The organism is Mesorhizobium sp. M4A.F.Ca.ET.050.02.1.1, from assembly GCF_003997725.1.
GTDB lineage: Bacteria > Pseudomonadota > Alphaproteobacteria > Rhizobiales > Rhizobiaceae > Mesorhizobium.
In genome coordinates, this window is the sequence record NZ_RZSG01000922.1 from 1 (window position 1) to 2171 (window position 2171).

General features: G+C 66.9%; 2 protein-coding genes. Both read right to left on the reverse strand.

Features of this window, described 5'->3' with window-relative positions; genetic code table 11:
- Positions 1 to 1405 (reverse strand): chromosome segregation SMC family protein (locus tag EOA33_RS33175; RefSeq protein ID WP_145989437.1); only part of this gene is annotated, 1405 nt, incomplete at its 3' end.
- 63 nt (positions 1406 to 1468) lie between these two features.
- A partial coding sequence (locus EOA33_RS33180) for a DsbA family protein (RefSeq protein ID WP_210212641.1) occupies positions 1469 to 2171 on the reverse strand: 703 nt, incomplete at its 5' end.

The window sequence follows — 2171 nt, forward strand, 5'->3', positions numbered from 1 at the left end:
CGGCGACGGCCTGCTCGGCGGCGATGGCGCCGGCCTCGCTCTCTTCCAGGCGGGCGAGCGCGTCCTCGACCAGCAGCCGCTTCTCGGCCGGATCGGGCAGGCCGGAAATGCGGGCGACGATGTCGGAAAGCTCGCGGTCGACCTCGGCGAGCTGGCGGGCAAAGCGGTCGCGACGCTCGGCGGTCTCGCGCAGTGTTCGTTCGATCTGATGCCGCGAGGCGGCGGCCTCGGCCCGTTCGGCGGTCAGCGCGGCAAGCTTTGCTTCGCTCTGCGAGAGCGTCGCCCCGGCCTGTTCGAAGGCGGCGCGCGTCGTGGCCTCGCGCTCGGCGGCACCGGCATTCTCGGAGTTGAGCGAAGCTTCCTCGGCGCGAAGGCGCTCCAGGATATCCGCATTGTCGCGCACCATGCGCTCCTCGCGGGCCATGTCGCCGTCGAGCTGCTGCAGCCGGCGCTCAAGCTCGACCTGGCGGGAGCGGATGCGGCCGGCCTCTTCCTCGATCTGTGTCTTGGCGATCGACAGGCGCTGGAAGGCGGCGGCGGCGGCAGCTTCGGCGTCGCGCAGGTCCGGCAGCCTGTGGGCGCCGATGCCTTGTTCCCTGGCGGCGGCCATCTGCGCGGCGGCGCGGTCTCCGACCAGCGTCGTCGCGGCGGCAAGTGCCGAACGCGCGTCGCCCTCCTGGGTCTTGGCCAGCGTCCAGCGCAGATGTAGCAGCGTCGCCTCGGCCTTGCGGATATCGGCCGACAGGTTCTTGAAGCGCGAGGCCTGGCGCGCCTGGCGCTTGAGGCTGTCGATCTGGCTCTCCAGTTCGCCAACGACGTCGTCCAGCCGTTCGAGGTTCTGCTCGGCGGCCTTCAGCCTGAGTTCCGCCTCGTGGCGGCGCGTGTGCAGGCCGGAAATGCCAGCCGCCTCTTCGAGAAGGGCGCGGCGCGCCTGGGGCTTGGCCTGGATCAGTTCGCCGATGCGGCCCTGCCCGACCATCGAGGGCGAGCGCGCGCCGGTCGACTGGTCGGCGAACAGCAGCTGCACGTCCTTGGCGCGTGCTTCCTTGCCATTGATGCGGTAGAGCGAGCCCGCCTCGCGCTCGATGCGGCGCGACACCTGTAACTCATCGGCGTCATTGAAGGCGGCGGGCGCGGTGCGGTCGGTGTTGTCGAGGAAAAGCGTGACTTCGGCGGTGTTGCGGGCCGGCCGCGTGCCCGAGCCGGAGAAGATCACGTCGTCCATGCCGGACGCGCGCATGTTCTTGTAGGAGCTTTCGCCCATCACCCAGCGCAGCGCCTCGACAAGGTTCGACTTGCCGCAGCCGTTCGGTCCGACAATGCCGGTAAGGCCGCGTTCGATGACGAACTCGCCGGGCTCGACGAAGGACTTGAAACCGAGGAGGCGAAGGCGCGAAAATTTCATTCGCGCCGCCCCACATTACAGGCGAGCGCGCCGAAGCTCGGTCGCTTCGACGCGGCCTGGACGTCAGAGCAGAGGGTCGATGATGGCCGACATTTCCTCAATCGACATCGCCCCTTTGTAGGTCTTCCCATTGATGAAGAAGGTCGGCGTCGAGTCGACCTTGAACTCGTCCGCGCCGCGTTTCTGGACTGCTCTGACATCGTCCAGAAGTTTCTGGTCCGTCAAGCAGGCCTCAAAGGACTCCTGTGTAAAACCGGCGAGCTTGGATATCTGCAGCAGTGCTTCCTTGGTGTTGTTGACGCCAACCCAGCTCGGCTGCTGCTTGAACAGCACGTCGACCATCGGGAAATAGTTATCCTTGGCGCAGCGCGCCAGCATGAAGCCGGCCTCGGCGCTCGGGTCGAAGGGGAATTCGCGCAGGATATAGCGCGCCTTGCCGGTGTCGATGTACTTGGTCTTCAACTCAGGGAAGGTTGTATCGTTGAAATGCGCGCAATGCGGGCATGTCATCGAGGCATATTCGACGATGGTGACCTTGGCGTCGTCCTTGCCGAGCTGCTTTTCGGGCAGCGCGCCCGGCTTCAGCAGTTGCGCCATGTCGACTGTGCCCTGCGCTTCCGGCACCTTGGCGGCGGCCGGCGTCGCCGGCTTGGCGGGTGTCGACGGGTTGGCGGGCTTCGCATCGGCCGCCTTTGCCTCCTCCTCCGAGTCGCTGCATGCGGCGATGAAAGCCACCGCCGGAATGGCGGCCAGCGAGCTCAAAAGG